Source organism: Streptosporangium heterodermiicola (assembly GCF_051390675.1).
In the GTDB taxonomy this organism is placed as follows: Bacteria; Actinomycetota; Actinomycetes; order Streptosporangiales; family Streptosporangiaceae; genus Streptosporangium.
In genome coordinates this window covers 733,306-760,082 of the sequence record NZ_JBPJSR010000001.1, presented here as the reverse complement: position 1 = coordinate 760,082, position 26,777 = coordinate 733,306, and the positions used below count along the sequence as shown (strand labels likewise).

Annotated in this window: 24 protein-coding genes; 13 read left to right on the top strand and 11 right to left on the bottom strand. The window is 70.4% G+C overall.

Annotation, left to right across the window (positions count from 1 at the left end):
• Positions 1-75: 75 nt before the first annotated feature.
• The 3 genes from ACSC1Q_RS03070 (at position 76) to ACSC1Q_RS03060 (ending at position 4,400) form a co-directional block, all read left to right on the top strand.
• The gene (locus ACSC1Q_RS03070) at positions 76-2,733 is read left to right on the top strand and encodes a serine/threonine protein kinase (protein WP_436757078.1); all 2,658 of its coding nucleotides are present in this window, start codon (positions 76-78) and stop codon (positions 2,731-2,733) included.
• A 1-nt stretch (position 2,734) separates the two neighbouring features.
• On the top strand, positions 2,735-3,487 hold the full coding sequence (locus ACSC1Q_RS03065) for a maleylpyruvate isomerase family mycothiol-dependent enzyme (RefSeq protein WP_436757077.1): 753 nt from the start codon (positions 2,735-2,737) through the stop codon (positions 3,485-3,487).
• 187 nt (positions 3,488-3,674) lie between these two features.
• On the top strand, positions 3,675-4,400 hold the full coding sequence (locus tag ACSC1Q_RS03060; protein WP_436757076.1) for an SIMPL domain-containing protein: 726 nt from the start codon (positions 3,675-3,677) through the stop codon (positions 4,398-4,400).
• 200 nt (positions 4,401-4,600) lie between these two features.
• Here the strand turns inward: ACSC1Q_RS03060 and nadA are convergent, their stop codons facing one another.
• The gene (nadA, locus tag ACSC1Q_RS03055) at positions 4,601-5,755 is read right to left on the bottom strand and encodes a quinolinate synthase NadA (protein ID WP_436757075.1); all 1,155 of its coding nucleotides are present in this window, start codon (positions 5,753-5,755) and stop codon (positions 4,601-4,603) included.
• Between the two features lie 221 nt (positions 5,756-5,976).
• On the opposite strand from nadA, the gene ACSC1Q_RS03050 reads away from it, so the two are divergent.
• Together ACSC1Q_RS03050 and ACSC1Q_RS03045 are read left to right on the top strand one after the other, a co-directional pair.
• On the top strand, positions 5,977-6,330 hold the full coding sequence (locus ACSC1Q_RS03050) for a HesB/IscA family protein (protein WP_030910261.1): 354 nt from the start codon (positions 5,977-5,979) through the stop codon (positions 6,328-6,330).
• A gap of 225 nt (positions 6,331-6,555) precedes the next feature.
• Positions 6,556-7,542, top strand: coding sequence for a carbohydrate kinase family protein (locus ACSC1Q_RS03045; protein WP_436757074.1), 987 nt, complete (start codon positions 6,556-6,558; stop codon positions 7,540-7,542).
• 119 nt (positions 7,543-7,661) lie between these two features.
• Here the strand turns inward: ACSC1Q_RS03045 and ACSC1Q_RS03040 are convergent, their stop codons facing one another.
• The 3 genes from ACSC1Q_RS03040 to ACSC1Q_RS03030 all read right to left on the bottom strand — a co-directional run bounded on the left by ACSC1Q_RS03040 (position 7,662) and on the right by ACSC1Q_RS03030 (position 9,604).
• Positions 7,662-8,084 (bottom strand): CBS domain-containing protein, encoded by a 423-nt coding sequence (locus ACSC1Q_RS03040; RefSeq protein ID WP_436757073.1) that lies wholly within the window; start codon positions 8,082-8,084, stop codon positions 7,662-7,664.
• 61 nt (positions 8,085-8,145) lie between these two features.
• A complete protein-coding gene (locus ACSC1Q_RS03035) occupies positions 8,146-8,415 on the bottom strand; it encodes a sulfurtransferase TusA family protein (RefSeq protein WP_350970792.1) in 270 nt (89 codons plus the stop codon).
• A gap of 25 nt (positions 8,416-8,440) precedes the next feature.
• Positions 8,441-9,604, bottom strand: coding sequence for a cysteine desulfurase family protein (locus ACSC1Q_RS03030; protein WP_436757072.1), 1,164 nt, complete (start codon positions 9,602-9,604; stop codon positions 8,441-8,443).
• A 218-nt stretch (positions 9,605-9,822) separates the two neighbouring features.
• On the opposite strand from ACSC1Q_RS03030, the gene ctaC reads away from it, so the two are divergent.
• The 4 genes from ctaC (at position 9,823) to ACSC1Q_RS03010 (ending at position 14,076) form a co-directional block, all read left to right on the top strand.
• A complete protein-coding gene (gene ctaC / locus ACSC1Q_RS03025) occupies positions 9,823-10,572 on the top strand; it encodes an aa3-type cytochrome oxidase subunit II (RefSeq protein WP_436757071.1) in 750 nt (249 codons plus the stop codon).
• Positions 10,569-12,227: an aa3-type cytochrome oxidase subunit I gene (gene ctaD / locus ACSC1Q_RS03020; RefSeq protein ID WP_436757070.1), complete on the top strand. Its 1,659-nt coding sequence runs from the start codon at positions 10,569-10,571 to the stop codon at positions 12,225-12,227. The genes ctaC and ctaD overlap by 4 nt, the downstream gene beginning before the upstream one ends.
• A complete protein-coding gene (locus ACSC1Q_RS03015) occupies positions 12,224-12,619 on the top strand; it encodes a cytochrome c oxidase subunit 4 (protein WP_344916564.1) in 396 nt (131 codons plus the stop codon). The genes ctaD and ACSC1Q_RS03015 overlap by 4 nt, the downstream gene beginning before the upstream one ends.
• Positions 12,620-12,840: 221 nt before the next feature.
• Entirely contained in the window at positions 12,841-14,076 is a 1,236-nt protein-coding gene (locus ACSC1Q_RS03010) for a L,D-transpeptidase (protein ID WP_436757069.1), read from the top strand.
• Between the two features lie 490 nt (positions 14,077-14,566).
• Here the strand turns inward: ACSC1Q_RS03010 and qcrB are convergent, their stop codons facing one another.
• Genes qcrB through ctaE form a run of 4 tightly spaced genes read right to left on the bottom strand, consistent with a single transcriptional unit; the run spans position 14,567 to position 18,825 of the window.
• Positions 14,567-16,267, bottom strand: a complete 1,701-nt coding sequence (qcrB, locus tag ACSC1Q_RS03005; RefSeq protein WP_436757068.1) for a cytochrome bc1 complex cytochrome b subunit — start codon at positions 16,265-16,267, stop codon at positions 14,567-14,569.
• Positions 16,267-17,379, bottom strand: a complete 1,113-nt coding sequence (gene qcrA / locus ACSC1Q_RS03000) for a cytochrome bc1 complex Rieske iron-sulfur subunit (protein WP_436757067.1) — start codon at positions 17,377-17,379, stop codon at positions 16,267-16,269. The genes qcrB and qcrA overlap by 1 nt, the downstream gene beginning before the upstream one ends.
• Entirely contained in the window at positions 17,376-18,191 is an 816-nt protein-coding gene (gene qcrC, locus ACSC1Q_RS02995) for a cytochrome bc1 complex diheme cytochrome c subunit (RefSeq protein WP_436757066.1), read from the bottom strand. Before qcrC ends, qcrA begins: the two co-directional genes overlap by 4 nt.
• Before the next feature lie 16 nt (positions 18,192-18,207).
• Positions 18,208-18,825 carry an aa3-type cytochrome oxidase subunit III gene (ctaE, locus tag ACSC1Q_RS02990; protein WP_362873241.1) on the bottom strand — a complete coding sequence of 206 codons (618 nt, stop codon included), beginning with the start codon at positions 18,823-18,825 and terminating at the stop codon, positions 18,208-18,210.
• 195 nt (positions 18,826-19,020) lie between these two features.
• Between ctaE and ACSC1Q_RS02985 the strand changes: the two genes are divergently transcribed.
• The 3 genes from ACSC1Q_RS02985 (at position 19,021) to ACSC1Q_RS02975 (ending at position 21,706) form a co-directional block, all read left to right on the top strand.
• On the top strand, positions 19,021-19,419 hold the full coding sequence (locus tag ACSC1Q_RS02985; RefSeq protein ID WP_350970846.1) for a DNA-binding transcriptional response regulator: 399 nt from the start codon (positions 19,021-19,023) through the stop codon (positions 19,417-19,419).
• Between the two features lie 29 nt (positions 19,420-19,448).
• Positions 19,449-20,519, top strand: coding sequence for an anthranilate phosphoribosyltransferase (gene trpD / locus ACSC1Q_RS02980; protein ID WP_436757065.1), 1,071 nt, complete (start codon positions 19,449-19,451; stop codon positions 20,517-20,519).
• 227 nt (positions 20,520-20,746) lie between these two features.
• Entirely contained in the window at positions 20,747-21,706 is a 960-nt protein-coding gene (locus tag ACSC1Q_RS02975; RefSeq protein WP_436757064.1) for a sensor histidine kinase, read from the top strand.
• A 3-nt stretch (positions 21,707-21,709) separates the two neighbouring features.
• Here ACSC1Q_RS02975 and ACSC1Q_RS02970 read toward each other — a convergent pair whose 3' ends face one another.
• The 3 genes from ACSC1Q_RS02970 to ACSC1Q_RS02960 all read right to left on the bottom strand — a co-directional run bounded on the left by ACSC1Q_RS02970 (position 21,710) and on the right by ACSC1Q_RS02960 (position 25,260).
• On the bottom strand, positions 21,710-21,997 hold the full coding sequence (locus tag ACSC1Q_RS02970; protein ID WP_436757063.1) for an Lrp/AsnC family transcriptional regulator: 288 nt from the start codon (positions 21,995-21,997) through the stop codon (positions 21,710-21,712).
• Positions 21,998-22,070: 73 nt separating this feature from the next.
• On the bottom strand, positions 22,071-23,795 hold the full coding sequence (locus tag ACSC1Q_RS02965; RefSeq protein WP_436757062.1) for a DEDD exonuclease domain-containing protein: 1,725 nt from the start codon (positions 23,793-23,795) through the stop codon (positions 22,071-22,073).
• A gap of 301 nt (positions 23,796-24,096) precedes the next feature.
• Positions 24,097-25,260 carry a phosphotransferase family protein gene (locus tag ACSC1Q_RS02960; RefSeq protein ID WP_436757061.1) on the bottom strand — a complete coding sequence of 388 codons (1,164 nt, stop codon included), beginning with the start codon at positions 25,258-25,260 and terminating at the stop codon, positions 24,097-24,099.
• A 241-nt stretch (positions 25,261-25,501) separates the two neighbouring features.
• On the opposite strand from ACSC1Q_RS02960, the gene ACSC1Q_RS02955 reads away from it, so the two are divergent.
• The gene (locus ACSC1Q_RS02955) at positions 25,502-26,734 is read left to right on the top strand and encodes an NYN domain-containing protein (RefSeq protein ID WP_436757060.1); all 1,233 of its coding nucleotides are present in this window, start codon (positions 25,502-25,504) and stop codon (positions 26,732-26,734) included.
• Positions 26,735-26,777: the final 43 nt, after the last annotated feature.

Sequence of the window (26,777 nt, the reverse complement as noted above, 5' to 3'; positions counted from 1 at the left end):
CGGTTTGATGTACGTCCTGTGACCCTTTGCCCCCACAATGGGACCGGAAAATCATCACGGGAGAAGGGTGTGACCATGGCGGACCTCGTGTCCCTGCGGCCCGGGGATCCCGAGCACGTGCGGGAGTACCGGCTCACCGCCAGGCTCGGCGAGGGAGGCCAGGGAACGGTCTACCTGGGCGTTTCCCCGACCGGGGCACGCGTCGCGGTCAAGTTGCTCCGCGCGGACCTCACGCAGGACGAGGAGGCGATGGAACGCTTCGTCCGCGAGGTCAGCACGACCCAGCGCGTCGCGCCCTTCTGCACCGCCGCCGTGATCGACACCGGGGTCGACCAGCATCGCCCGTACATCGTCAGCGAGTACATCGACGGCCCGACGCTCGACGCGGTCGTGACCGGTGAGGGGCCGCGCGAGGGCGCGGGCCTGCACCGCCTGGCGATCGGCACGGTCACCGCGCTCGTCGCCATCCACCAGGCGGGGATCGTGCACCGCGACTTCAAGCCTTCCAACGTGCTCCTGGCCTCCGACGGGCCCCGGGTGATCGACTTCGGCATCGCCAAGGCGCTCGACCGGACCTCCACGCTGACCGCGATGGCGATCGGCACCCCTTCGTACATGACCCCCGAGCAGCTGGCCGGGGAGAACGCGGGGTCGCCCGCCGACATGTTCGCGTGGGGCTGCACGATGGTCTTCGCGGCGACCGGGCAGCCGCCGTTCGGCACGGACAGCCTTCCGGCGATCTTCAACCGGATCATGAACATGGAGCCGGACCTGGGGGCGATCACCGACCCGGCGCTGCGCGACCTGGTCGGGCAGTGCCTGTCCAAGGACCCCGCCCAGCGGCCCGCGGCGGGCGAGGCGCTGCTGCGGCTGCTCGGCCACGCGGGCGGTCCGGGCGGCACGGGCGGCGCGACCGGTGCCGCGCTGCCCACCGCTCCGCGCGGCATCCTCGCCGAGGGCTCGGCCGCCGCGGCGCAGCAGACCGGCCCCGGCGGGCACGGCCCGGACGGGAACGACCCCGGGCACACCGTGTACGGGCAGCGGCGTCCGGGCGGCGACGACCACGCCCAGTGGGAACAGCGGGACCAGCGGGACCAGTGGGACCAACGGCGGCACTCGGGGCCGCAGCCGTTCGCCCAGCAGGGCGGGCCCGGCGGGGGATACCCGGCGCAGGGCCCGCAGGGCGGTCCCGCCGGCTACGCCCAGCAGTCGGACCCTCGCGGCCATGTCCCTCAGCCCCAGCAGTCGAATCCGCGTGGCCACGCCTCGCACCCCCAGCAGTCGGACCCTCGTGGCCAGGCCCCGCACCCTCAGCAGTCGGATCCCCGTGGCCAGGCCCCGCACCCTCAGCGGTCGGACCCCCGTGGCCAGGCCCGGAACCCCGAGCACGCCCAGTGGCAGGACCCTCGCGGCCACGCCCAGCAGGCCGGGCCCCACGGTTCCCCGCAGCAGGGGGCGCCCCTGACACGGCCCTTCCCCGGCCACTCCGGCCCCGACGGCCACGCGGGCGGCTACCCCCCGCAGGGCCCCGGGCACCCGCAGCCGGGATATCCGGGGAATCCCGGGCCCCAGCCCTACGGTGGTCCCGCGACCTATCCCTCCTCCGAGGGCGTCCAGTACCGGAACCCCTCGGCACCGGCGTACCCGGGACAGGCGCCCCCCGCGCGGAGCGGGCGCCGGACGTGGCCGGCGATCGTGGGCGGCGTGCTGGTCACCGCCCTCGTGGCCGGGGGCGTCGTACTGGCGCTGCGCGGCACCGGCACCGAGACGCCGGAGACCACCCGGGCGGACACCACGAAGGGCGCGAGCACCCCCACTCCCACCGCGCCGACGGTGCCGGAGGCCGACAGCACGACCAAGCTGCCCGGCAGCTCGCTCACGCTCCACGAGAGCGACCAGGACCCGATCAAGCTGAGCTCCTACAGCCTCGACTGGGACAAGACCCTCTACGTCCGCGAGCAGGGCGGCGGGCGGTTCGTCAAGAACGGCAAGTACTTCCAGTACACGGTCAACGCCGACGGCACCAAGGCGCTGGGCACCGACCGGATCTACGACGCGCAGAGCTACGCGATTGTGTCGATCGTCGATCACCGATCCGGCGCGGCGAGTAGGATCAGGATCACCAAGGCGCCGATCTACCCGACCCTTCCGCAGTGGTCGCCGGACGGCACGCGCGGCCTGGTCACCCTCTACGAGGCGGTCGGCGACATCAGCAAGGAGTACGGTTTCGCGATCATCGACGTCGCCACGAAGAAGGCGAAGGTCGTCCGCGTGAAGGAGAAGGACGCGGGCAAGTGGAGCTATTTCTGGCGGGGCGACGGCAGGGCCGTCGGCACCTGGGCGCTCACCGGCAAGACCCAGCGCATCCGCTTCTACGACACGCAGGGCACCGTGCTGCAGACCCTGCTGGACGTGGGCACCCCGATCACGGTCGAGGGCGACGACATCTCCCCGTCCGGCTCCTCCCTGCTGACGTACTGCAAGGAGAGCAAGAAGGAGATCTGCGTCTGGTCCACCGGCTCCGACGGCCCGGCGAAGGTCCGGATCCCGTTCGAGACGGAGCGGCTCATCGGCTGGTACGACGACGAGCACATCGCGGGCTGGCGGCGCAAGGGCTCCGGCTACGAGGCGGTGGTGTTCGACTTCAAGGGGAAGGTGCAGCGGTTGCTGGCCACCAGCACCGACGCCAAGGAGTACGAAAAGCAGTTCATGCGCTTCACGCGAGAGGGTTGAGATGAGGGAGTGGACCCACGCCGAGCACACCGCGGCCGCCGCCACGGAGATCGCCCGGATGGCCGACGTCGTAAAGGGGCGTGACATGTCCGTCTCCGTGCGGACCTGTCCCGGCTGGGATCTGGCGAAGCTCGTCACCCACACCGGAGGCGTGCACCGCTGGGTGGCCGCCATGGTGCGCGACCTGGCCGAACGGCGCCACGACCGCGACGGCATGGACATGGGCCTGCCCGCCGACCCGGGCGGTTACGCCGCCTGGCTCGCCGAGGGCGCCGCCTTCCTGCCCGAGGCGCTGCTGTCGCGGGACCCGGACGCGCCGATGTGGTCCTGGTCCGGGGAGAAGCGGGTGCGGTTCTGGTCGAGGCGGATGCTCCACGAGACCCTGGTGCACCGGGTCGACGCCGAGCTCGCGCTGGGCGTCCCCGTCGTGATCGACGAGCACGTGGCCGCCGACGGGGTCGAGGAGTTCCTCGACGTCCTGCCGTACGTGAGGTGGAACCCGGACGTGGCCGAGATCAGGGGCGGGGGCGAGACGATCTCCCTGCAGGCCGACACCGGGGCCGGGTGGGTGATCACCCTCGATCCCGACCGCTTCCACCACCGGCGGTCCCTGCAACCGGGCACCGTGACCGTGCTCGCCGCCACGTCGGCCGACCTGCTCCAGGTCGTGTGGGGGCGGCGCAGCCCCGACGACTACGCCGTCGAGGGCGACGGCGGGCTGCTGGGCTGGTGGCGGGGGCTCAGCCGGATCTGAACCACGCCCACCCGCCCGGATCCGAACCGTGTCCGCCCGCCCGGGGCGCGCCAGTGTCCGCCCGTCGCGATCCGGCCGGAATCCAACCCGGTCGGCGGCAAAACATCCGCCCGGGATTCGGCCAAGACACGACAGGGCCCGCGCGGAGCCCGCCGCCGCGACCGGCGTCCCGTGGTGCCATGACTTTATGATCAAGATGTCTCAGGCGGTCACCTCGGCCGTGCTCGTCTCCGCGGGGCTGTTCTTCGCCGGGCTGTCCGGCGGCACCGCGCTCGCGGACTCCGAGCCGTCCGCGGCGGCCGTGGAGGGGAGCCGCCCGCAGATCACGATCGTGGGCGAGGGCACCGTGTCCACCACCCCCGACATCATGCGGCTGGACACCGGCGTCGAGGTGCGCCGGCCCACCGCCGGGGCGGCGTTCACCGCCGCCCGTACCGCCGCCGCCGCGCTGACCCGGGCGCTGCTCGCGGCCGGGATCGCGGCGAGGGACCTGCGGACCGACGAGCTGACCCTCGGCCCCGAGTACAAGGAGTACCCCACGGTCTCCGGCTACCGGGCCACGCAGGGCGTCGAGGCCGTCGTGCGCGACATCGACGACGCGGACGACGTGGTGGAGGCGGCGGCGGCCGTCGGCGAGGCGGTCAGGCTGAACGGCATCTCCTTCGAGGTGTCCGACAACCGCGCGCCGCTCAGGCTGGCACGCGACATCGCCTTCAGGGACGCCCAGAGCCGCGCCACGCAGTACGTCAGGCTCGCGGGCCGCGGGCTCGGCCGCGTCACGGAGATAAACGAGCAGGACGTCACCCCGCCGACGCCGATATTCGGCTTCGCCGCGGCCGTCGACAGGGCGTCGATCAGCCCCGGCCGCCGGAACGTGTCGGTCAGCGTCAGGGTGGTCTACGAGCTCGAATAGGCCCCGCTCACGCGGTGCTCCCCCGACCCCGGGTACGCGACAGGTCCCCGGCACGCGACGGGCCCCGGCGGGTCACCACCCGCCGGGGCCCGTCCACGCTGAGGCCAGGGAAACCGGGGGAGGCCCCGGGACACCGGGCCCGGCCGGAAGCCGGACCGGGGGACCGCGGGACCCGCCCGGGTCACTGCTTCGCTCCGAGGTCAGGGCAGGGCCAGCATCCGGTCCAGGGCGACCCCGGCCCAGTGGGCGGTGTCGTCGTCCACGGTGATCTGGTTGACGACCTGGCCGGAGGCGAGCGACTCCAGCGCCCACACCAGGTGCGGGAGGTCGATCCGGTTCATCGTCGAGCAGTAGCAGACCGTCCGGTCCAGGAACGTCACGTTCTTGTCGGGGAACATGGCGCCGAGCCGCTTGACCAGGTTCAGTTCGGTGCCCACCGCCCAGGAGGACCCGGCCGGAGCCTCTTCGAGCTTCTTGATGATGTACTCGGTCGAGCCGACGTGGTCGGCCTTGGTGACGACCTCGTGCCTGCACTCGGGGTGGACCAGCACGTTGACGCCGGGGATGCGGGCGCGGACGTCGTCCACGCACTCGGCGCTGAAACGGCCGTGCACCGAGCAGTGACCCTTCCAGAGGATCACCTTGGCGTTCTCCAGCTGCTCGACGGTCAGGCCGCCGTTCGGCCGGTGCGGGTTGTAGACGACGCAGTCGTCCAGCGACAGGCCCAGCTCCAGCACGGCGGTGTTGCGGCCCAGGTGCTGGTCGGGGAGGAAGAGCACCTTCTCGCCGCGTGAGAAGGCCCACTCCAGGGCGCGCCTGGCGTTGGAGGAGGTGCACACGGCACCGCCGTTGCGCCCGCAGAACGCCTTGATGTCGGCGCTGGAGTTCATGTAGGTGACGGGGACGGTGACCCCGGCGATCCCCGCGTCCTCCAGGGCCTCCCAGCACTCCTCGACCTGGTCGAAGGTGGCCATGTCGGCCATCGAGCACCCGGCCGCGAGGTCGGGCAGCACGACCTTCTGGGAGCTCGACGTGAGGATGTCGGCGGACTCGGCCATGAAGTGCACGCCGCAGAAGACGATGTACTCCGCGCCGGGGCGGGCCGCGGCCTCCTTCGCGAGCTTGAACGAGTCGCCGGTCACGTCGGCGAACTGGATGACCTCGTCGCGCTGGTAGTGGTGGCCCAGCACGAAGACCCGGTCGCCGAGCGCCGCCTTGGCCCTCCGGGCGCGCTCCACGAGCGCCGGGTCCGAAGCGGACGGCAGCTCGCCGGGACAGTCGACGCCGCGCTCGCTGTGCGGGTCGACACCTCTGCCGAGGACGAAGAGCGGAAGCCCGGTCTCGGTGGTCGTCATGGCCACACCCCCTTATCGTCGAAGTGACGACTAATGATGACACACAGGATTGGGGCTTTATTCCGGGGGAGGGGGTTTTGTCTAAGGACGTCCAAGGACGGAGGTGTCTGTCGTCTCAGGAATGTGTACAGGGGGGCGGGTGTTGGTAGCGTCTGAGAAGGACGTCATACACAGACGGCCGTTCCCGGGGAGCGGCTGACGAAGACGCGGGAGTCACCAACATGTCGGTTGAGAGCAGCGAGACCACGGCGCAGGGCCTGATCCTCAGTTCCGCGGCCGCGGCGAAGGTCAAGAGCCTGCTGGAGCAGCAGGGCGAGGAAGGTCTCCAGCTGCGCGTGGCCGTGCAGCCCGGCGGCTGTTCCGGCCTGCGTTACCAGCTCTTCTTCGACGACCGTTCGATGGACGGCGACGTCGTCTCCGACTTCGACGGCGTGAGCGTCGTCACCGACCGGATGAGCGCCCCCTACCTCGTGGGCGCCACCGTCGACTTCGTCGACACGATCGAGAAGCAGGGCTTCACGATCGACAACCCCAACGCCACCGGCTCGTGCGCCTGCGGCGACTCGTTCAACTAGACGGGTTCGGCCGGGCGGATCCCGCCCGGCGAGACGGACCGGCGAGAACGCCAGGCCCCGCGGGGTGACATTGGTCACTCCGCGGGGCTTTCGCGTGTCCGATCGGGGTAGCCATTGGAGCACGAGCGGGACGCGAGAAAGGTCGCGTATTCTTGCGTGGCTCAACTTCCCGCGTGGCTCAACCGCCCACGTTCCGAAGATGCAGACAACGAGGAGAAGAACCCCGTGCGCATCGCCGTCACCGGCTCAATCGCGACCGATCAACTGATGACCTTCCCCGGCCGCTTCAGCGACCAGCTCATCGCCGGTCAGCTCGACCGGGTATCCCTGTCGTTCCTCGTGGACGACCTGCAGGTCCGCCGCGGCGGCTGCGCGGCCAACATCGCGTTCGGAATGGGCTGCCTGGGGCTGCGGCCCCTTCTGGTCGGCGCGGTCGGCGCCGACTTCGCCGACTACCGCTCCTGGCTGGAGCGTCACGGGGTCGACTGCGACTCCATCCACGTCTCCGAGACGCACCACACCGCCCGCTTCCTGTGTACGACCGACGACGACCACAACCAGATCGCGTCGTTCTACACCGGCGCGATGGCCGAGGCCCGCCTCATCGAGCTCGACCCGGTCGCCCGGCGAGTCGGCGGACTCGACCTGGTGCTGATCAGCCCCAACGACCCCGAGGCGATGCTCAGGCACACCACCGAGGCCCGCCAGCGGGCCATCCCGTTCGCGGCCGACCCCTCCCAGCAGCTCGCCCGCATGCCCGGGGAGCAGATCCGCGAGCTGGTCGACGGCGCGGCGTACCTGTTCGGCAACGACTACGAGAAGGGCATGATCGAGCAGAAGACCGGCTGGACCGACGAGGAGATCCTCGGCCGGGTCGGCGTCCGCGTCACCACGCTCGGTCCCAAGGGCGTCGTCATCGACCGCGAGGGCGAGCCGTCCCTGCACGTCCCCCCGGCGCCCGAGCTCGGCAAGGCCGACCCCACCGGCGTGGGCGACGCCTTCCGCTCCGGCTTCCTGTCCGCCCTGGCCTGGGGCCTGTCCCTGGAGCGCTGCGGCCAGGTCGGCAACCTCACCGCCACCCACGTCCTGGAGCGGGTCGGCGGCCAGGAGTACGAGCTCGGCCAGAAGGTCTTCCTGGAGCGCCTCGCCGACGCCTACGGCGCCGACGCCGCCGCCGAGGTGGCCCCCTTCGTGAAGTGCCACCACGCCTGAGCGATCACGCTTGAGCCGCCGCGCCTGAGCGGTCTCGGACCACCGCAGGGCCTCGCCCGGCGGTGGTCCGGCCGGTACCACCGTGCCGTGGTCGTGCGGGTGCTCGCGCGGGCCGGGTGTCAGCCGCTCGCGTAGACGCGGTGCACGAACTCGGCCAGCTTGTCGTCGGGCAGCTTCCTCGCCAGGTCGGCCTCGCTGATCATGCCGACGATACGGCCGTCCTCGATCACCGGCAGCCGCCGGATCTGGTTCTGCTCCATCTTGGCCAGCGCGTCCTCGACGCTCGCGTCCGAGGCCACCCAGACCAGGCCGGTCGCGAGGTCTCCCGCGGTCATCTTGGAGGGGTCCAGGCCGTGGGCCACGCACTTGACCACGATGTCGCGGTCGGTGATGATCCCCTTCAGCCGGTCGTCGCTGCCGCAGATGGGCAGCGCGCCCACGTTCATGTCCCGCATCATCTGCGACGCCCGGTCGAGTGTCTCGTGTGCCTCGACGCACCGGACCCCGGCGTTCATCAGATCTCTGGCCGTCTCACCGCTCATGCCGTCCCCCCGAACCGTTTGGCGTGTTTTCGGGGGAGGTCATACCCAATTTCAAGACATGTCAGTAATTGCGGCGTACGTGGATGGCCCAGCCGCGCTCGGGGAGCTCGTGGCTGCCGACGTGGTGGTGCGACTTCAACCGGCACCAGGCGGGGATGTCGGTGACGGCGGCCGGGTCGTCGGCGAGGACCGCGACGATCCCGTTGCGCGGCACGTCGTTGATCTGCGCCGCCAGCATGATGATCGGGATCGGGCACTTCTTGCCCAGCGCGTCGATGGTCAGGGCGGGAGGCTGTGCCGCTCCCGCCGGAGTCGCCTGGCCGGACGTCATCGCGTCTTCACTCCCCGAGTGTTGATCAAAGCTTGACCCCCGCCTCCTCGCGTATCCTCCGCACCGCGTCCGGCAGGAAGGTGAGGAAACGGTCCACATCCGTCGCCGAGGTGCCCCTGGGGAGCGAAACGCGGACGTTCCCGTGAGTGAGCACGCCCATCGCCTCCAGAACATGCGACGGACGAAGCGTACTCGCCGTACAGGAGCTGCCGGACGATACCGAGAACCCGGCCTTGTCGAGTTCCGTCAGCAGCGCCTCGCCCTCCACGTAAAGACACGAAAAGGTGACAATGTGCGGCGCCCGTACGATCGGGTCGCCGATCACCTCGACGTCCGGGACCAGCCGGGGCACCTCGGTCCTGACGCGGTCCACGAGCGCCGAGAGCCTGGCCGACTCCATGACCGACTCGGCCACCGTGGCGCGCAGCGCGGCGGCCGCCGCGACGATCTCCGGCACGTTCTCGAACCCGGGGACCCTGCGGCGCTCGCGGTCGTCCTCGGGCAGCGGGGTGCGCCACCGGGTGCCCTTGCGGACCACCAGCACGCCGACCCCCGCGGGGCCGCCCCACTTGTGCGCGCTGGCGGCCAGCACCGACCAGCCGGGGGGCAGCGGCATCCTGCCCGCCGTCTGGGCCGCGTCCACCAGCAGCGGCACCCCCGCCTCGGCGCACGCCGCCGCCACCTCGGCGACCGGCTGGAGCGTGCCGACCTCGTGGTTGGCGCTCTGCAGGCAGGCCAGGGCCGTGCCCCCGGCGCCCCCGGCGCCCCCGGCGCCCTCGGCGCGGACCGCCTCGCCGAAGACCTCGGGATCGACCGCGCCGGTGATCCCGACGCCGACCGTCTCCACCGAGCCGCCGTCGCGCTCGTGGATGCCCGCCGCGTGCAGCACGCAGGAGTGCTCCACCGCCGAGGTGACCAGGCGGCGTCCGGCCCGGTGGCGGCCGCGCAGGGTGCCGAGGACGCCCAGGTGCACCGCCTGGGTTCCCGAGGAGGTGAACGAGACCTCGTCGGCCCTCACTCCCAGGGCCTCGGCCACCTCGGTCCTCGCCTGTTCCAGTAACATCCTTGCCCGGCGGGCGGAGCCGTACAGTCTCGCGGGGTCGGCCCAGCCGACGTCGAGGGCCGCGATGAGAGCCTCGCGCGCCTGGGGGTGCAGCGGCTCCGTGGAGGCCGCGTCGAAGTACGCCACGCTCCCAATCGTCGCACCACGCGCGGTGCGGGCGGGGGCTGCGGGGGAGGGCGAGGGGTGTCCGCGCTAATGTGTCCCCCAGCGTGAAGCTGTTGACTACGAAATCTTGAACGTGAACAAACGACCGCCCAGGAGTGACTCCTGGGCTTCATCTGTGGGGTAGGCGATCCGTGAGTCCGACCCGCCGTTCTGCACGGCGTCCGTTGGCCCGCCGCCGGGTGCCACGCGCTGCCGCTCTGGCGCTGCTGCTGGTTTCCCTGACGGCGTGCAGTGCCGAAGACTGGTCCCGAGGGGGCCTGCCCGAGGGCGTCACCAAGCAGTCCGACGCCGTTCAGAATCTGTGGAACGGCTCCTGGATCGCCGCCCTCGCCACCGGTGTGGTCGTGTGGGGTCTGATCCTCTGGTCCGTCGCCTTCCACCGTAAGAAGAAGAACTCCAAGGAGGAGCTGCCGCCCCAGGTGCGGTACAACCTCCCGATCGAGATCCTCTACACGGTGGTGCCGATCATCATGGTCGGCGTGTTCTTCTTCTTCACCGCGCGGGACCAGAACTACATCAACGAGATGTCCGGCAAGCCCGACGTGAAGGTCAAGGTCGAGGGCTTCCAGTGGAGCTGGCGCTTCACCTCGGAGACCGGCGGCAAGTCCGTCCAGGTCGTGGGCCGGCCCGCCGCCGACTACACCAAGGGCCCGCAGCTGGTGCTGCCGGTCGGCAAGAAGATCGAGTTCGATCTCCACTCGCCGGACGTCATCCACTCCTTCTGGGTCCCGGCGTTCCACTTCAAGCGCGACGTGATCCCCGGCGTGAACAACAAGTTCGAGGTCCAGACGCTGGACAAGCCCGGCGTCTACGCCGGCCGCTGCGCGGAACTCTGCGGCGTCGACCACAGCAGGATGCTCTTCTCGGTGAAACTCGTCCCCCAGAACGAGTTCGACCAGTACATCGCTAGCCAGGCGGGTGCCCAGTGACCGCACTTAACGAACCCCTCGTCCTCTCCCCGGTGCCGACCCGCAAGGGCTCGATCATCACGAAGTGGGCGTCGTCCACCGATCACAAGATCATCGGACATCTCTACCTGATCACCTCGTTCATCTTCTTCCTGATCGGCGGCGTCATGGCGCTGATCATGAGGGCGGAGCTGGCCCAGCCGGCGCTGCAGTTCGTCAGCAACGAGCAGTTCAACCAGCTGTTCACCATGCACGGCACGATCATGCTGCTGATGTTCGCGACCCCGCTGTTCGCGGGCTTCGCCAACGAGCTCATGCCGCTGCAGATCGGCGCCCCCGACGTCGCCTTCCCGCGGCTGAACATGGTCAGCTACTGGCTCTTCACCTTCGGCAGCCTCATCGCCCTGTCGGGCTTCATCACCCCGGGCGGCGCGGCCAGCTTCGGCTGGTTCGCCTACACCCCGCTGTCGAACGCGATCAGCTCCCCGGGGATCGGCGGCGACCTGTGGATCGTCGGCCTGACCATCAGCGGTCTGGGCACGATCCTCGGCTCGGTGAACTTCGTCACCACGATCGTCTGCATGCGCGCGCCGGGAATGACCATGTTCCGCCTGCCGATGTTCACCTGGAACGTCCTGCTCACCTCGATCCTGGTGCTGATGGCGTTCCCGGTGCTGGCCGCCGCGCTGCTGGCGCTGGAGGCCGACCGCAAGCTCGGCACGCACATCTTCGACTCCCAGACCGGGGGCGCGCTGCTCTGGCAGCACCTGTTCTGGTTCTTCGGCCATCCGGAGGTCTACATCATCGCGTTGCCGTTCTTCGGCATCGTGACCGAGGTGCTGCCGGTCTTCAGCCGCAAGCCGCTGTTCGGCTACATCGGCCTGGTCGGCGCGACGATCGCCATCGCGGGTCTGTCGATCACCGTGTGGGCGCACCACATGTTCCCCACGGGACAGGTGCTGCTGCCGTTCTTCTCCTTCATGACGTTCCTCATCGCGGTGCCCACCGGGGTGAAGTTCTTCAACTGGATCGGCACGATGTGGCGCGGCCACCTGTCGTTCGAGTCGCCGATGCTGTTCTCGATCGGCTTCCTGGTGACGTTCCTGTTCGGCGGCCTGACCGGTGTCATCCTGGCCTCCCCGCCGCTCGACTTCCAGGTCTCCGACTCCTACTTCGTGGTCGCGCACTTCCACTACGTGGTCTTCGGCACCGTGGTCTTCGCGATGTTCGCGGGCTTCTACTTCTGGTGGCCCAAGTTCACCGGCAAGATGCTGAACGACACGATGGGCAAGATCCACTTCTGGACGCTGTTCGTCGGTTTCCACACCACGTTCCTCGTCCAGCACTGGCTCGGCGCGCAGGGCTTCCCGCGCCGCTACGCCGACTACAGCCCGATCGACGGCTTCACCGACCTCAACATGGTCTCCTCGGTCGGCGCGTTCCTGCTGGGCGCCTCCACGCTGCCGTTCCTCTACAACGTGTGGAAGACCCACAAGACCGCGCCGAAGGTCACCGTGGACGACCCGTGGGGGTACGGCAACTCGCTCGAATGGGCGACGTCCTGCCCGCCGCCGAGGCACAACTTCACCTCGCTGCCCCGCATCCGGTCCGAGCGCCCGGCGTTCGACCTCAAGCACCCGCACATCCCGGCCCGTGAGCTGGAGGAGAACCGATGAAGGTCCAGGGCTGGTTGTTCATCCTCTGCGGCGTCTTCTTCGCCGCCGTGGACGTCGTCTACTGGTACTGGTCCAAGGAGCCGGTCGGCACGACGGCGATGGCCATCTCGGTCGGCTTCGCGTTCATGATCGGTTACTACCTCATGTACACGGCCCGCCGTATCGGCGAGCAGCCGGAGGACGACAAGCAGGGCGAGATCAGCGAGGGTGCCGGGGAGCTCGGCTTCTTCAGCCCGCACAGCTGGTGGCCGCTCTTCGTCTGCCTCGCCGTCGCGCTCAGCGCGGTCGGCCTGGTCATCGGCTGGTGGCTCTTCCTGATCGGCGTGTTCGCGATCGTGATGAGCATGATCGGCTTCGTCTTCGAGTACTACCGGGGCAACTTCTCGCACTGACCCCGCGTCCGACCGCCCCCTGAGCGGGCCCGCCCCGCGTCTTACGGGCACCCGCGTGCGCTGAACCCGCGTCTCACGACCATCCGAGCGGGCCACGGAAAAACTTCCGTGGCCCGCTTTTTGGCGTTTATTTGGGGCTCAGGGTGGATGTCTTATGTGGTGAACCGCTTACTCCGGGTAATAACTAAATCAGTGGTTCAGTCCGGGACAGGGGAGTTCATGTGGGGCACGCGATCCGTGGTTCGAGCCAGGGAGCGGGGCTGCTGACTCTCGCGCTGGTGACGGCCTCCTGCTCGGGAAACACCGCCGTACAGGGCGGGCAGACGCCACAGGCGTCACAGAATCCGTCGGCCGCGGCCGACGCGGCCGTCGTCACGGTGGCCCCTCTCGACAGGGCCAAGGGTGTTCCCACGGACACCCCCATCCTGGTCGCGGCGCGGGGCGGCACCCTGCGGCAGGTCGTCGTCAGGGCCGTGAAGGGCGCCAAAGGCTCCCTGCCGGGCGTTCTCAGCGCCGACGGTACCCAGTGGCGCAGCCGGGGCACGGCGGCCCCAGGGGCCTCCTACGAGGTCTCCGCGACGGCCGTCAACCCCTCGGGCGCCGTCACCACCACGACCTCCTCCTTCTCCACGGTGAAGGGGCGCGAGACCTTCGCGATCGAGAACTTCATGCCTGGCAGGGACTCGACCGGCCTGACCGTCGGCGTCGGCATGCCGGTGATGATCACCTTTGACCGCGACGTCACCGACCGGGTCTCCATCGAGCGCAACCTGTTCGTCCGTACCTCCAGGCCGGTCCTGGGGGCGTGGCACTGGTTCGACGCCCGGAACGTGCACTTCCGCCCGAAGAAGTTCTGGCCCGCCGGTACGAGGGTCCGAGTCGAGGCCCGCCTGGCCGGGGTGCGCGGCGGCGACGGCCTGTACGGGGCGGCGAGCAAGACCGTCAACTTCAAGATCGGCCGTTCGCAGATCACCCGGGGCAGCGTCCAGTCGCACCACCTCACGGTGAAGCGCAACGGCAAGGTCGTCCGCGAGATGCCCATGAGCGCCGGGCAGGGCGGCAACTGGAAGTACCACACGACCAGCGGTGTGCACCTGGCCATGTCGCGGGAGGACGTCACCGTCATGACCTCCCCGGGCATCGGCCCCGGCTCGGCCGGCTACTACCAGCTGACCGTCTACGACACCGTCCGCATCTCCAACAGCGGCGAGTACATCCACAGCGCCCCGTGGTCGGTCGGCTCCCAGGGCAACTCCAACGTCAGCCACGGCTGCGTCAACGTGAGCCCGAGCAACGCCAAGTGGTTCCTCGACAACACCCTGATCGGGGACCCGATCATCATCACCGGCTCGCCTCGCCCGCTGGAACCCATGAACGGGTGGGGCCACTGGCAGGAGAGCTGGCGGCAGTGGCTCAAGTGGAGCAGCCTCAAGCACTTCAACACCGACGACGTCTGACCGGGGGCTGACCGGGGGGCGAACGGGGACTGACGGGGGGCGCCTGACGTCCCCCGGAGGCGCCGGGGGTGTGGGGTGAGCCCCTTTGTGGCCTCGGCACACGAAAGGCCCGCAGCGGCCTCCTGAGGGCTTCCTGGGGGCATCGTGCCAGCTCAGAGGCGTTTTCGGTACGGGCCGACGACGCGTGAGGCCGTGTGTAAGGCCGTATGTGAGGTCGTCGTCCGGCGACGTGCGGAGCCGTGTGTGAGACCGTCGTCCGGCGATATGCGAAGCCGTGCGTGAAACCGTAACCGGCACGACGCGCCAAGCCGTATGTGACCGTCGTCCGGCGACACGCGAAGCCACCACCCGGATCCGACGACGTGCGAGGTCGGCCTACAGGTCCGGTGACCCGCGAAGTCCGGTGACGCGCAAAACGGAGGGCCCGGACACCGTGCGGTGTCCGGGCCCTCCGGTGGCGTCAGCCGTGGCGGATCAGCGGGTCAGCGGGTCAGCGGGTCAGGGACTTGTCGTCCCCGGCCTTGCCGACCGCCGCGTGCTCCTCGTGCTCCCCGTGACCCGCGCCGATGGCGTCGTGGTCCTCGCCGTGGCCGTGACCGTGGCCCTCGTCGAGCGGGATCTTCTCGCCGCCGTACGCCGCGCTCATCCTGGCGCGGAGCCTGCCGAGCGGGCCGCGCATCCCCTTGGAGGGGATGTCGTCGCGGTTCTTCGGGCCCGCGTCGCCTCCGGAGACGATCGGTATCGCCTCCTTGCCCCGCATGTGGGCCTCGATGGCCTCGTGCGGCGGGACGTGGACCTCGATGTACTCGCCGTGCGGCAGCCGCTTGATCACACCGGACTCCACGCCGTGGCTGATGATCGCCGCGTCGCCGCGCTGCAGGCCCAGGCAGATCCGGTAGGTGATGATGTACGCCAGCACGGGACCGGCGATGATCAGGAACCGGCCCGCGTAGGTCGTCCAGTTCAGCGAGATGTGGAAGAACGCGGAGATCTCGTCGTTGGCGCCCAGCAGCCACAGGACACCGTAGAACGTGACCGCCGAGATGCCGATCGAGGTGCGGTGCGGGTTGTTGCGGGGACGCTCGGCGACGTGGTGCTCGCGGCGGTCCCCGGTGACCCACTGCTCGATGAACGGGTACAGCGCCAGGCCCGTCATGACGATGCCCATCGGCACCAGGGCCGGGATCAGCACGCTCATCGCGAGCGTGCCCCCCGCGCCGCCGAAGAGATTGATCTCCCAGGCGGGCATCAGGCGCAGCGAGCCTTCGAGGAAGCCCATGTAGAAGTCGGGCTGCGAGCCCGCCGAGATGTCGGCGGGGGTGTAGGGACCGAACAGCCAGATCGGGTTGATCTGGGCGAAGGTGCCCAGCAGCGCGATCACGCCGAAGGTGAACATGAAGTAGGCGCCGGCCTTGATCATGAAGGCCGGGTAGAACGGCGCGCCCACCACGTTCTCGTTCGTGCGGCCCTTGCCCGGCATCTGCGTGTGCTTCTGGACCCACATCAGGATCATGTGAGCCGAGATGAGCGCGAGCAGGATGCCCGGGATGAGCAGGATGTGCAGCGAGTAGAAGCGCGCGATGACGTCCTCGCCCGGATACTCGCCGCCGAAGAGGAAGAACGTGATCCAGGTGCCGACCAGCGGCAGCGAGATCGCCACGCCCTCGGTGATCCGCAGACCGGCGCCGGAGAGCAGGTCGTCGGGGAGGGAGTAACCGGTCAGGCCCTCGGCCAGCGCCAGCGTGAGCAGCAGCACGCCGATCAGCCAGTTGAGCTCGCGGGGCTTGCGGTAGGCGCCGGTGAAGAACACCCGCAGCGCGTGCACCATCATGCCGCCGATGAACAGCAGGGCCGCCCAGTGGTGCATCTGCCGCATGAGCAGGCCGCCGCGCACGTCGAAGCTGATGCTCAGCGACGAGGCGTACGCCTCGGACATGGTGACGCCCTGCAGCGGGCCGTACGAGCCGGCGTACTCGACGTGGCCCATGCCGGGCTTGAAGAAGAACGTCAGGAACGTACCGGTCAGCAGCAGGATGATGAACGAGTAGAGCGCGATCTCACCCAGCAGGAACGACCAGTGGTCGGGGAAGATCTTCCGCAGGTTGCGCCTCAGGAAGTTTCCCGCGCCGATGCGGTCGTCGACGAAGGCGCTCGCGCCCTCGACGGGCTTGGGAACGGTCTCGATGCTCATTACTGTTGGGCTCCGTTCTCACGGACCTCGGCCTCGGCGTCGCCGCGCTCCCAGAAGCTGGGACCGACAGGGACCGCGAAATCCGCCGTTGCGACGAGATATCCCTCACTGTCGACGGCGATCGGCAGCTGAGGCAGGGGCCTGGCCGCCGGGCCGAAGATGACCTTGGCGCCGTCGGCGGCGTCGAAGGTCGACTGGTGACACGGGCACAGGATGTGGTGGGTGGTCTGCTCGTACAGGGCCGCGGGGCAGCCGACGTGCGTGCAGATCTTGGAGTACGCCACGATCCCGTCGTGTGTCCAGTTCAGGTTAGTCCCGGATTTGAGCTCCTCGGGACGGAACTTGATCAGGATCAGTGTGGCCTTGGCCAGCGCGTTCAGGTCGTGCTCGTACCCCTCGGGCACCACGGAGAGGATGCCGCCGGGGGAGTTGAAGTCGGCGGCCCTGATCGGCGAGCCGCTTCCCTCGACGATGAGCTTGAGGGGCTTGCCGTCCTTGGTCTTCTCGCCCCAGACGGTGTGCCGCAGCTTGGCGGGGAAGTTCGTGTGGCTCGGGCCGAGGTCGCGCAGCAGGACCAGCGGGGCCAGGCCGAGCGGCGCGGCGGCGGCCAGCAGGGTGCGGCGCAGCAGCGGGCGCTTGGCGATGCCGCTCTCGTTCGCCCCCTGCAGGAAGGTCTCGGCCACGTAGGACCTGGTCTCGGGGTCGGAGGCCATCGTGTGGCGCTCCTGGACCAGGTTGTACTTCGGCATGACCAGGCGGACCCAGGTCGTCAGGCCCGCGGCCAGCCCGAGCAGGGCCAGCGTGAGCGTGCCGCCCAGCGCGAGGTTGGAGACCTGGGTCTTCTCGATGTCGCCGACCTGGAAGACGACGTACGACACCACGAAGCCGATGCCGCCCAGGAAGGCGACGAGGAAGCAGAGGGCGGCGTACCGCTCGCCCTTCCTCGCGGTCGCCTCGTCCTGCGGGACCACTCCGGGAACCTGGACGACGTCCGTCTTCCTCGGCTCCTCGCGGCCGAGGAGCGAGGTGCTCGTCGCCGGGGAGGGGGTGCCGATCACGCGCTTCGGCGCGCGCTCCTCCGGCTGTTCGATGTCGTGATTGTTGTCAGTCATTTGGCCTGTCGCCTCTTCGCGGTGATCCAGATGGCGGCCAGGGAGAGGAGGCTGAGCCCGACGACCCAGGCCACCAGACCCTCCGTGACCGGGCCGATGCGGCCGAGACCGGCGCCGCCCGGGTTGGGCTCCTCGCGCACGCCCACGATGTAGGCGATCATGTCCCGCTTCTGCTCGGGGGTGATCATGCTGTCGTTGAACACCGGCATCGCCTGCGGGCCGGTGATCATCGCCTCGTAGATCTGCCTGTCGGTGGCCTCGTGGAGCGGCGGTGCGTACTTGCCCTGGGTCAGGGCGCCGCCGGAGCCGACGAAGTTGTGGCACTGGATGCAGTTGGCGCGGAACAGCTCGCCGCCCTTGGACTTGTCGCCCTTGGAGGCGTCGACCTGCTCGGCGGTCGGGACGGTCGGGCCGCCGCCGAGCGACTGGATGTAGGCGCCGAGCTGCCGGACGGTGTCCTCGTTGACCCAGGGCGCCGGAGGCTTGCGCGGTGCCTGCGCGCTGGGGTTGGCCAGGGGCATGCGGCCGCTGCCGACCTGGAAGTCCACGGAGGCCGCGCCGACGCCGATCAGGGTCGGACCCTGGGCGGTGCCCTCGGCGTTGAGGCCGTGGCAGCTGGAGCAGCTCTGCTCGAAGAGTTTCTTGCCCTCGGCCACGTCGTCGGCCCTGCCGGACGCGATGGCGGCGTCGGCCTGCCGGCTGGGGGAGACCGCGAGCGCGACGGTGTAGACCCCGCCGATCAGGCCCAGGGCCAGGAGCAGGACGGCGTATCTCGCGAGGGGATGCCGCCGCCCAGCGGTGATCCTATTCACAGAGATCCCCGATTCCTTAGTGAATGCCATAGATGGTTACGAAAAGGCCAATCCAGACCACGTCCACGAAGTGCCAGTAGTAGGACACGACGATCGCGCTGGTCGCCTGCTCACGGGTGAAGCGCTTCGCGGCGTACGTGCGTCCCAGCATGAACAGGAACGCGATCAGTCCACCGGTCACGTGCAGGCCGTGAAAGCCCGTGGTCAGGTAGAACACGGAGTCGTACGCGGAGTGCGACAGCGTGTGCCCCTCGTGGACCAGCTGGCTGTACTCGTACAGCTGGCCGCCCACGAACACGGCGCCCATCAGGAAGCTGACGACGTACCAGAAGCGCAGCTTGGCGACCTGGCCCTTCTCCGCCGCCCACACGCCCAGCTGGCAGGTCACACTCGACAGGACCAGGATGATCGTGTTGGCCAGCGCGAACGGGATGTTCAGATGGGCCTCGGGCCAGGGCAGGCCCTGGCCGATGCTCACCGACCGGATGGTGAAGTACATCGCGAACAGCGCCGCGAAGAACATGAGCTCGGAGGACAGCCAGACAATCGTCCCCACGCTGACCAGGTCGGGTCTGCGGGACGAGTGCGCTGTCGTCGTCGTTGAAATTGCGGATGCTGTCGCCACGGGCAGCATTATTGCGGCTCTCCTGCTCGGGTCGCCGCACGACCCCCCGATAGCGGGTGCTCACGTCCCCCCAAAGTGGACGTATAGGGCAATTCGCTCGGGGCTGGCTCCGGCCTGGGTCTCCGGACCGGCTGACCGGTAGCATCCCAGGTGACCATACATCGACGAGGGATAGTGAGCGCGACCGTGAGCACCGACGACAAGATGAGGGTCCTCGTCTACAGCGACGACGCGAGCACCCGCGAGAAGGTGCGGCAGGCGATCGGCCGCCGCCCCGCAGGCGACGTGCCCCTCGTGGAGATCGTGGAGTGCGCCACCCACGCCAAGGTCGTCCAGCACTTCGACTCCGGCGAGATCGACGTCGCCGTGCTCGACGCCGAGGCCCAGCCCGCCGGTGGCATGGGCGTGGCCCGCCAGGCCAAGGACGAGGTCCACGACTGCCCGCCGATCTGCCTGCTGATCGCCCGCCGCGACGACCGCTGGCTGGCCGAGTGGTCGCGCGCCGAGGCCGTCGTGCCGCAGCCGATCGACCCGATCGTGCTCGCCGAGACCGTCGCCGACCTGATGCGCCGCCGCCTGTCCACCCGCCTGTCCGCCCGGTAGATTCCCCCGGAACCCCCCTGGAGACCTTCATGGACGCGCGCACCACCTGGCCCGCGCTGTTGTCCGCCCTGATCGCGGGCGAGCACCTGACGGCCGACGAGGCCGCCTGGGCGATGAACCAGATCATGTCCGGCTCCGCCACGTCCGCCCAGATCGCGGGCTTCGCGGTGGCGATGAGGGCGAAGGGCGAGACGGTCGCGGAGGTGACCGGCCTGGCGCGCACGATGCTGGAGCGGGCCACCCCGCTGTCGGTCGAGGGTCCCGTCGTCGACGTGGTCGGCACCGGCGGCGACCGGGCCCACACCGTCAACGTCTCCACCATGGCCGCGATCGTGGCCGCCGCGGCGGGCGCGAGGGTCGTCAAGCACGGCAACCGGGCCGCCTCCTCCTCCTGCGGCGCCGCCGACGTCCTGGAGCACCTCGGGATCGTGCTCGACCTGGCCCCGGCCGACACCGCCAGGGTCGCCGTCGAGGCCGGGATCGCCTTCTGCTTCGCGCCGGTCTACCACCCGGCGCTGCGCTTCGTGGGCCCCACGCGCAAGGAGCTCGGCGTCCCCACGATCTTCAACTTCCTCGGCCCGCTGACCAACCCGGCCAGGCCCGCGGCCCAGGCGATCGGCATCTTCGACACGGGGATGCTCTCCACCGTCGCGGGCGTCTTCGCCGAGCGCGGGGTCTCCGCGCTGGTCTTCAGGGGCGACGACGGGCTGGACGAGCTCACCATCGCCACGACCTCCACGGTCTGGGTGGTGCGCCAGGGCGCCCTGGAGAAGGTCGTCTTCGACCCGGCGGCCCTCGACATCCCCAGGGCGGCGCCCGACGCGCTGCGCGGCGGGGACGTGGTGTTCAACGCCCAGGCCGTCCGCGACCTGGTCGGCGGCAAGACGGGGCCGGTCCGCGACGCGGTGCTGCTGAACGCCGCCGCCGCGCTGGTCGCCCTCGACGGCGCGGGCGAGGGCGAGCGCGACGGTGCCGGTGACGACCTGAACGCCGCGATGGCCGTGGGCTACGAGCGCGCGACGAAGGCCGTCGACTCCGGCGCCGCCGCCGAGACCCTCGACCGCTGGATCGAGGTCAGCCGGGCACTGAAGTCGTCCTGACCTTCGCCGGGATTCCTTGACCGCCGGGGATCGAGGTCGGCCGGGCCCCGCGGGTGTCCCGGTCCTCGTCGGGGATCCTCGGCCGGATCGAGGTCGGCCGGGCCCGAAGGCGTCCTGACCTCAGTCGGGAAGCCGTTCCGGCGTCGGCGGTCCTCCTCTCGTGGGCGGACGCAAGATCAGCCCACGAGAGGATGCGTCACCCTCGGTAGCCGTTCTAGATTGCGCCCATGTGGCGTGCTGACCTCCTGCTGACCGAGCAGATGTTCCCCATCCTGCTGTCGTGCGCGGCGCTCCTGCTGTGCGCGGCCGTGGCGAGCCTGGTGTGGGAGCGCAGGCTCCTGCTGCTGAGGCTCAGGTCCCTGGAGGCCGGGTTCGCCGACCAGGGGGAGGCGCTGGCCGGTGCCCAGCTCGCCGAGCGGCGGGCGCGCATCGCCCGCGAGCTGCACGACGTCGTCGCCCACGGGATCAGCATGATGACGCTCGGGGTGGGCGCCGGACGGATGATCATGGACAAGGACCCGGAGCGGGCCAGGGAGACCCTGAGGGTGGCCGAGGAGTCGGGGCGCCAGGCGCTCGTCGAGCTCCAGCGCACCCTGGCGCTGCTCGACCTCGACGGTCTCTCCGCGGGCAGGACGCCCCAGCCCAGGCTGTCCGACCTCCGCGACCTGCTCGCCGAGGTGAGGGGGCGGGGCCTGCGGGTGGACGTGGTCGAGGACGGCAGGCCCGCCGAGGTCGGGCTCGCCCTCGAACTGGTGGCCTACCGCATCGTCCAGGAGGCGCTCGACAACACCGTGCGGCACTCCGGTGCCCGCTCGGCCCGCGTCACGCTGCGCTGGCGGCCGGGCTTCCTCGACGTTCTCGTACGGGACGACGGCAGGACCGTCCCCGCGGCGGCCGCGGGTCACGGCCTGCTCGGCATGCGCGAACGGGCCACCCTCTTCGGCGGGACGCTGGCGGCCGGAACCCTGCCCGGAGGGGGTTTCGAGGTGCGGGCACGGCTGCCCACCACGGGTGAGGCCGGCGGCCGTACCGGCGAGGGCGACGTCACCGCCACCTTCGCGCCGCGTCCGGGCTCCGCGGGCGCGGGTGAGGCGGCCCTCGTCGGATCCGCCGAGCCGCGTCCGGGCTCCGCGGGCGTGGGTGAGGGGGTCTCCGTCCGGCCCGCCGGGCCGCGCTCGGACGGGTGAGGGTCAGTCGGAGTCGCCGAGGCCGATCGAGAAGGCGGCCTCCAGGTCGTGCCGCGAGTAGGCGCGGAAGGCGACGTGGGTCTCGGTGTGCAGCACCCCGTCCACCTTGTTGATCCGGCCGGGGACGACCTCGGCGATCTGCTCGTAGGAGGGGACGCGGACCATGGCCATCAGGTCGTACTCCCCGGTTATGGAGTAGACCTCGCTCACCCCGTCGATCTCGGCGACCGTCTGGGCGACCTCGGAGATCCGGTCCACCTCGGCGTTGATGTGAACGATCGCGGTGACCACGAGCTTCCTCCTCGTTGAGTGCGTTGAGTGCGTTGAGTGCGGCATTCCGCCTCAGAAGCTATCAGCGCGGGCGTCAGCGCAGCGGGCGGCCCTCGCGCGCGCGACGCGGCTCGGCCGTCTGGTAGGCGCGGTCGATGCGGGCCTTGAGCCGTGCGGCGCCCGAGACGGGCAGGCTCCAGGTGCCCTCGACCTGCACCAGCCGCACCCCCGGGGACTCCAGCCAGCGCAGGACGCACTCGGTCTCCTCGGCGCTGGCCGCGTGGACCGGCCCGGGGCCAGGCGGCACCGTCTCCGCGGTGGCGGTCAGCGCCTCGACGAACGGGGTGGGGTGGGCGCCCTTCGGCATCACCCCGGCCGAGGCGAGCCGTCCGTACCGGATGACGTGGATCTCCCAGCCGCCGCCGGGCAGGGGGGCGGCGGCGACCATCTGGGAGATCGCGGTCAGCGACCGCAGCCGCTGCATGCGGGCCGAGGCGCGGACGTAGGAGGCGAGCCGGTCGCGGTCGGCCGCGGCCTCCTCGTAGCGCTGGTCGAGGGCGAGCCGCTCCATCCTGGCCTCGATCGCGGAGAAGACCGGGGCCGCGTCCAGCTCCATCGCCCGGCGGGCCGCCACGACGTGCACGGCGTACTCGCCGGGACCCTGGCGGCCCTCGCACGGCGCCCCGCACTTCCCGATCTCGGCGAGGGCGCAGGCGGAACGCCTGGTGCGCGGGGTGATCCGCTCGGTGCACTGCCGCAGCGGGACCGTCTCGTGCAGGGCCGTGCGGGCGTCCTCTGCGGCGCGGGTGCTGTTGAAAGGGCCCAGGTAGGAGGCGTCGTCGTCCTTGACCTCGCGGACGACCGACAGGCGGGGGAAGAACTCGTCGGTCAGCTTGAGCCAGAACATCTTCTCGGGGAAGCGCGACCTGCGGTTGTAACGGGGCTTGGCCGAGCCGATCAGCCGCAGCTCCCTGACCTCGGCCTCCAGCGAGGTCGCGCAGGCGATCGACCTGACCCGCGCGGCGACGCCGATCATCTCGCGGACGCGCGGCCTGGTCTCGCTCGCGGTGAAGTAACTGCGCACGCGGTTGCGCAGGTTGGTGCTCTTGCCGACGTAGAGGGGGTCGCCGCCCTCGTCCTCGAACACGTAGACGCCGGGACCCGCGGGCACCGAGTCGGCCAGGTGCCGCTTGCGGCGCTGCTCTGGGGTGGGCGCGCGGACGAAGCCCTTGAGCTCCTCCAGCGTGTGCACCCCGAAGGAGCCCGCCCGCTCCAGCAGGGCGTGCAGCACGTCGACGGTGGCCCGCGCGTCGGCGAGCGCCCGGTGGCAGGGCTCGGTGTGGCTGAAGATCCTGGCGAGCGTGGACAGCTTGCAGTTGGGCGCCTCGTCGCGGGTGAGCAGCTTGCGGGCCAGGTCGACGGTGTCGACCACCTGGTGGGCCGGAGGGGGATACCCGTGCGCGGCGCAGGCCGCCCTGACGAAGCCCAGGTCGAACCCCGCGTTGTGCGCCACCAGGGTGGAACCCGCCGCGAACTCCAGGAAGGACGGCAGCACCGACTCGATCCTCGGCGCCGCCACCACCATGCTGTCGGTGATGCCGGTCAGCACCGAGATGAACGGCGGGATCGGTGATCCGGGGTCGACCAGGGTGGCGAACTCGCCGAGCACCTCGCCGCCCCTGACCTTGACCGCCCCGATCTCGGTGATCGCGTGCTCGCCCGCCGAGACGCCGGTGGTCTCCAGGTCGAACACGACGAAGGTGATCTGGCTGAGCGGGGTGCCCAGCTCGTCGAGTGTTCCCTGCACGGCGTAGTCCACGATTCACGACCATAGAAGCCCCGACCGACATTTACCGCACCGGGCCCTCCCCGGCTTGGTGCGCGCCGCGCCGGGGGAACCCCCGCTTTCCCCGGGCCCGGGAGGGGCTCCGGAGGGCCTCGTTCCAGGGGGTTCGCGGGTCCTCGGGTCCTCGGTTCCGGGTGAGTTCGCGGAGGTCCCCGGGGGCTTCGAGCATCGGCGGGCTCGCGGGGGTCCCCGGACGTCCTCGGAGCTCCCCGGACGTCTCCGGACGTCTCCGGTGGGCTCGTCTCCGGTGGGCTCGCGAAGGTCTCCGAGGACCTCAGCCCCAGTGGCTCCCGTCCAGCATCCGTTCGAGGAGAGCCCGGTGCATCACCAGGTCGTCGGGGTCGTCGGGCATGGGCTTCTCGCCGAAGTGGATCTGGCGGTGCTCGACGCGGGCCATGATGATGCCGTGCCTGACGGCGGCGTACGTCTCGTAGAACTCCATGTCCCGAGGCTTGTATCCCGTTATTTCGTGGTACGTCTGGCAGACGTCCTCGCGCCGCAGGAAGTCGGGCATCCCCGGGCACTCCATGAACACGGTGATGTCCTGGAAGAAGGTGTGCAGGAAGATCATCCAGGAGATGTCCAGCTCCCGGGGGGCGATCGTGGCCATCTCCCAGTCGAGCACCGCCACCGGGGTGAAGTCGCGGTACATCACGTTCCCGATGCGGGCGTCACCCCAGTTCAGCACGTCGGGCCCCGGATCGGCCGGCCAGTGCTCGTCCAGCCAGCCGAACGCCCGTTCCAGCAGCGGGATGGGCATCGTCGAGCCGTGCGCCCACTCGTAGTAGGCCCGCTGGTTCTCGACGTGCCCGCGCAGCGCCGTCCCGCCCGTCCCGGGGATCTCCAGGGGGCGCAGCTCCTCGGCGGTGAACGGGGTGTCGTGCAGTCTGGCCAGGATCTCGACGCTGTTGCGCTGCAGCCGCTCGCGGTCGGCGGGGGAGGCGTCCAGCAGCCAGCTCCCGAAGGTGTAGGGCATCACGTCCGGCGGCACGTCGCCGGCGAGCCTCTCCATCACGAAGAACGGGGCGCCCAGCGGCCCGGGGTCGGGCTCGTACCACAGGGTCCTGGGCGCGAGCACTCCCGCGCGCTCCCTGACCAGCCGCATGACCTCGTACTGCCTGCCGAGGTCGTAGCCGGGGAAGACCGGCACCGCCTCGCTCGCCGGGGCCATCCTGGCGACGCACGGGACGTCGTGCCCGCCCTCGGCGGAGGTCCAGGAGGCGTCGAAGAGCAGGGTCTCGCTGGACATGCCGTTGCCCGAGGGGCGCGACAGCGGGGAGACCGCGACGGGGGACCCCACCCTCCCGGCGAGCCACGAGCGCATCCGCTCCCGTAACGCCCCGAGGTCGCGGGTCGATGTCCGCATGGTCTTCCCGGCCTGCCGGCCGGGCTCGTTCGTCGGCTCGTCCATCGCGCTCTCCCGGGTGGCGTGCGTCACAAGGTGATCCGCACAGTCGTAACCCAGCGGCAAGCGCTTGTCCATAAAGCGTTCACGACCTCGTCGGCCACCGGTCGATCCTCGGTCAGGTCGGGGTCAGGGTGCGGTAGCCGTACCCTTGACGTGAAGACCGATCCGAGTAGGGGCCGTGATGAGTTCAGCCGGAGAGGGCCTGTCTCGTCCGTTACCCGAGCAGGTCCGCTTACATGTCGTGGAGCTGGCCTCCCAGATTCTCGGTTCGATGCCCGCGGCCTCGGTTCCGCTGCCCCTGAAGGGGATCGCCAGGTTCGACCCCCGCAAGCGGGCCAGGCTGGGCGGGGCGCCGATCGCGGCGCAGCTGGAGACCGACAAGAAGTTCCGCGAGCTCGTCGCGGAGACGCTGACCGAGGGCTGGCCCGAGCTGATCGCGAGCCTCGCCGAGGGCACGGTCCCGCCGGCGGCCGAGCCCGTCATGGTGGCCGCGGCCGCCTACCTGACCCGGCCGCCCGGCTGGGCGGAGATGGTCGAGACGGCCCGCGCCGACCTGGAGCGGTCGGCCGCCGTGGCCGAGGGCTCCGCGCAGGAGCAGACGGTCTCCCGGCTGCGCGAGCAACTGGCCACCCAGAAGACGGCGGCCAAGGAGGAGTCCGAGCGGCTGCGCGAGCAGCTCAAGACCTCGCGCTCGGAGGTCTCCGACCTGCGCCGCAGGCTGCACGACGCCCGTGAGCGGACCAGGGCGGCCGAGGCGCGCGCCGCCGCCGCCCAGGAGGTGGCCGACGAGGCGCGCGCCGCCGCGCTCTCGGCCGGGAGCACGGTGGAGAGCGAGCTGCGCCGCCTGCGCGAGCGGCTGGCCGACGCCGAGCGGCAGCTGGAGTCGACGCGCAGGGCCGCCCGCGAGGGCCGCAGCGTGGAGGACACCAAGGTGCGCATGCTGCTCGACGCCCTGCAGGACGCCGCCGCCGGGCTGCGCAGGGAGCTCGCCCTGCCCTCGGGCATCCACCGCCCCGCCGACTCGGTGGCCTCGGTGGCGCCCGGCAGGCAGGGGGTCCAGGCGGTCCCCGCGCGGGCGCTCGCCGACGACGACCCCGCCCTGCTGGACCAGCTGCTCGCGCTGCCGCAGATCCACCTGATCGTCGACGGTTACAACGTGACCAAGACCGGTTACGGCACGTTCACCCTGGCCGACCAGCGCAGCCGCCTCCTCACCGGTCTCGGCGCGCTCTACGCGCAGACCCGCACCGAGCTGACCTGCGTCTTCGACGGCGCCGAGCTGAACGGCCCGGTGCCGGTGTCGGCACCCAGGGGGGTGCGCGTGATGTTCAGCGCCCCCAACCAGATCGCCGACGACCTGATCCGCCAGCTGGTCCGCGCCGAGCCCGCGGGGCGCGCGGTCGCGGTGGTCTCCTCGGACCGCGAGGTCGCCGAGTCGGTCCGCAGGATGGGCGCCAGGCCGGTTCCCTCGGTGCTTCTGCTCAGACGTCTGGGGCGCGCGTAAACCTTTCGTGGTCGCCGGGCATCGGATCACCCAGGAGGATTGA